The sequence below is a fragment of the Streptomyces sp. NPDC059398 genome (assembly GCF_042751845.1).
Lineage (GTDB): Bacteria > Actinomycetota > Actinomycetes > Streptomycetales > Streptomycetaceae > Streptomyces.
The window spans coordinates 1,743-5,439 of the sequence record NZ_JBHYWP010000179.1 but is presented as its reverse complement, the minus strand read 5'-3'; the positions used below and the strand labels follow the sequence as shown (position 1 = coordinate 5,439).

Below are 3,697 nucleotides of genomic sequence, written 5' to 3'. Positions count from 1 at the left end.
GTGTGCCGGGAGCCGGGAGCCGGGAGCCGGGAGCCGGGAGCCGGGAGCCGGGAGCCGGGAGCCGGGAGCCGGGAGCCGGGAGCCGGGAGCCGGTGACGTTCGGGCTTTCGCCCGACTGGCTGCTGGCGGACGGCAGGCCCTTCGTCGACGCGCTCGTGCTCTCCCATCCCGAGCAGCTGGAACGGCTCCGCCGGGTCTGCCCGCAGGCGCTCCGTTCGGCGGTCCTCGCGGGTGACCCGTGCTTCGACCGCATGCTGGCGGCCCGTCCCTACCGCGAGCGCTACCGGCGGGCTCTCGGCGTCCGCGAGGGACAGCGTCTGATCGTCCTCAACTCCACCTGGAATCCCGAGGGTTTCTTCGGCGACGGCGGTGGCCAGGACCTGCTGCCCAGTCTGCTGCCCCGGCTTCCGGCCGAACTGCCCGCCGACGACTACCGGCTGGCCGCCGTGCTTCACCCCAACATCTGGCACGGGCACGGCCCGGGCCAGATCCGTGCGTGGCTCGACCGCGCCCTCCGCAGCGGACTGACGCTCATCGACCCTGTGCGCGCATGGCGGCAGGCCCTCATCGCGGCGGACCTGGTCCTGGGGGATTTCGGAGCCGTCACCTACTACGCGGCGGCCCTGGGCACCCCCGTACTGCTCGCGTCCTCCGCGCAGGAGGGCCTTGACCCCGAGGCGCCGCTTGCCGCGTTCGTGCGGGACGCACCGCGTCTCGACCCGCTCGCTCCGCTGCGCCCACAGGTGGAAGAGGTGTGGGACCGGCACCGCCCGCTCGCGGGCCCCGCCGAGTTCACCACTTCGAGCCCAGGCGCTGCGGCCTCGCTGCTCCGCCGGAGTTTCTACGGACTGCTTGAGCTGCCGGAACCGGCCGCGCCCGCACTGCTGGAGCCGCTGCCGCTGCCACCGTACGAACCCGCGCACCGTACGGCCCCCCTGCGGGTGCGCACGCACGTGGACCACGGGTCGGTCGAGGTGGAGCGCTCCACGAGGATCCCGTACGGCGCCACGGGCGAGACGCATCTCGCCGTCCACGAGGACACCCGGGACCCCGGCGAGCTGGAGCTGGCGGACGTGATCTGGCGTGCGGGGCAGCCGGACGATCCACGTCTGGGCGGCGCCGCCGGGTGGACCGCGGAGATCCTGCGCAGGCACCGGCACTGTGTGCTCGCCGCTTATGTGACCGGCGCGGACAGCTGCACCGTACGGACGCGGGGGCAGGGCGTGCTCCAGCTGTCCGCAGGCCCTGGTGCGGACGCGGACCCGGCGGCCTATGCCTCGGCCGCGCACGCCTGGCTGGCCGCGGGCGGGACAGTGCCCGCCAGCGGTACGACGCTGCACGTGCGTACCGCCGGCATCGTCCACCCCGTCACGGTCAGGGCTGCCGCCGGGTCTGGCACCGCTCCCGGAGCCGGGCGAGATACGCCAGGTGCGTAGCCGCGTTCACGGGGAGCAGACGCTCGGCCTCGGCGATCCGCGCCGACGCTGCGGAATCGTCGTCCGCGGCGTGAAGGGTTTCGGCCAGGTCCGTCAGAGCACGGGCCTGGTTGTACGTCTCTCCCCGGTCCGCGAAGAAGGCCGCCACCGGCTCCAGGAGCGCGCGGGATTCCTCCAGCCGTCCCAGTCCCCGCAGCGCCCGTCCCTGATGGCGCTTCACCAGGTTCAGCGCGCGCGGAAGATCCGCGGTGCCATCGCCGCCGGGTGCGATGCGCCGGTACACCTGCTCCGCCTCCAGGAACCGTTCGTACGCGGCCTCGTAGAGCCACTGGTTCAGATCGATCAGGCCCAGCATTTCCAGCGCGGACGCCTCCCCCAGGAGGTGTCCGGCCACTCGCTCGCATGCGACGGCGGCGTGCCCCTCGCGTGCGGCCTCCTCCGGGTGCCGCAGCTCTCCGAGGCAGTGGGCGAGCTGGAAGTGCAGCGCCGCTGCCGTACGGGAGTCCGGCTGCCGGTCGTCGGCGCGGCGGGCCGCGGTCCGAAGAGCGGGCAGGACCTCGTCCAGGTGGCCGGATTTCAACTGCAGCGGCCACAGCGAACGGCCGAGCCTCAGCACGGTGTCGTACTGCTGGTACTCCTCGGCCACCGACACGGCCCGGACCAGGTTCCCGGCCTCGGCACGCAGCACCTTCAGGCCCGTGTCCTCGTCCGGAGGCCCGCCCTCGGCGTGCGGGGCTTCTTCGAAAGCCGGTGGGTGCTCCACCCGCCAGCTCTCCGGCAGGGCGGCGTGCGCGGCGCGCAACGCCCGCTGGACGAGGTCGTCCAGGGAACGCGACACGGCGGCCGAGCACTCCGCGATTCCGTGTTCAGGACCTGCCGCGTCCTCCAGGCAGCGGCGTACCTCGGGCCGGAAGCGGTAGCGGGCGTCGGGCAGCCGCTCCACCAGCCGCGCTTCCGCGGCCCGTTCAAGAAGACCCGCCGCTTCCGGCGTGGCCACACCGGCGGCGCGTCCCGCCAGCGCGGCGTCGAAGGCGGGCCAGCCGCCGAGCGCGGTGAGCCGGCAGAGCCGGGCCGCCTCCGGGCCGAGGCGGAGGCACACGGTCCGCACCGTGTCCCGGACCGGATCGCCCGTCGCGGCTGTCCCCCGTACCCCCGGGGAGAGTTGTTCGCCCGCCAGCAGGCGTACCGCAGCGGCCCGCAACGCGAGGGCGTTCCCCCCGCAGCGGGCCACTGCGTCCGACACATCGTCCGCCCGCCGGGCCAGCGCCTCCTTGCCCGCGACTCTCTTCAGCAGCTGCTTCGCGTCCCGGTCGGCCAGTCCGGGCACCTCGACCAACTCCGCCTCGAAGTCGAAGCAGGGACCGGACGAGACCACCAGCAGGAAGACGTCGGGGGTGGACGGGATCACCGCACGGACCTGCGCGGCGGCGGATGCGTGGTCGACCACGACCAGGATTCGGCGCCCGGCCGTAAGGGTCCGGTACAGGTCTTCCCGTCCTGCCTCCGTGGACGGCATCCGTTCCGGATCGACGCCCATACGACGCAGAAGCAGCAGGAGAACGGCGGCCGGAGCCGGCCCGTGATCGCCACCGGCATCACGGAGGTCGACGTAGAACTGCCCGTCCGGGAACCGGTGGACGGAGTCGGCGCCCCAGTACAGAGCCACCGCACTGGTACCGACACCGGGCGCCCCGTAGAGCAGCACCGCCCTGGGGCGCCCGGCCGCCGCACGTGTCAGTTCGCGCTTCAGCCGCCGCAGGACACCCTCACGGTCGGTGAAGTGCCGTGTGGGGGGCGGCAGTCCGGGCCCCCGCCGCAGCGCCGGTACGGCATCGTCCGCCCGGTCTCTCACGAGCTGGGCCCATTCGGCACCGAGACGCAGGTCCTGATCCATCCGCGGGTGCACTTGGCGCGCCAGCAGATCGCAGCCTTCCGGGCTGGTCGGCAACGGCACCTCACGCCTGAGCGTTCGCCGTACCTGTGCACCGGTCGACAGCCGGATGTTCTTGCCGATCTCGCCGCCGGCGCCATTGCCCACAGCGGTCAGAAACGCGGTGAGCGCACTCAGCGTCACGGTCTCGATCACACGCAACCCTCCCCGGTCCGGTCCCCTGACCGGACCCTATCGGTCCGTACCGGGGGCAGACAGGCGAATCCTCGACCTGACGGTGCGGCCGGGTTCCGGTCTGACACCCCGCCACACGGGCAAGCGGTTTGGGGGGGGGCGGGGCGCGCGGCGCGCGGGGCTGACGGTGTCGGGG

The 3,697-nt window shown here is 73.4% G+C and carries 2 protein-coding genes; one reads left to right on the top strand and one right to left on the bottom strand.

All coding sequences use genetic code 11. From position 1 onward, the window contains the following. The coding region (locus ACFXBC_RS34535; protein ID WP_385033891.1) for a hypothetical protein at window positions 1–1,436 on the top strand (1,436 nt) is incomplete at its 5' end. Here ACFXBC_RS34535 and ACFXBC_RS34530 read toward each other — a convergent pair. Next, entirely contained in the window at window positions 1,375–3,522 is a 2,148-nt protein-coding gene (locus ACFXBC_RS34530; RefSeq protein ID WP_385033888.1) for an ATP-binding protein, read from the bottom strand. The two genes, ACFXBC_RS34535 and ACFXBC_RS34530, sit on opposite strands and share 62 nt — an antisense overlap. Window positions 3,523–3,697: the final 175 nt, after the last annotated feature.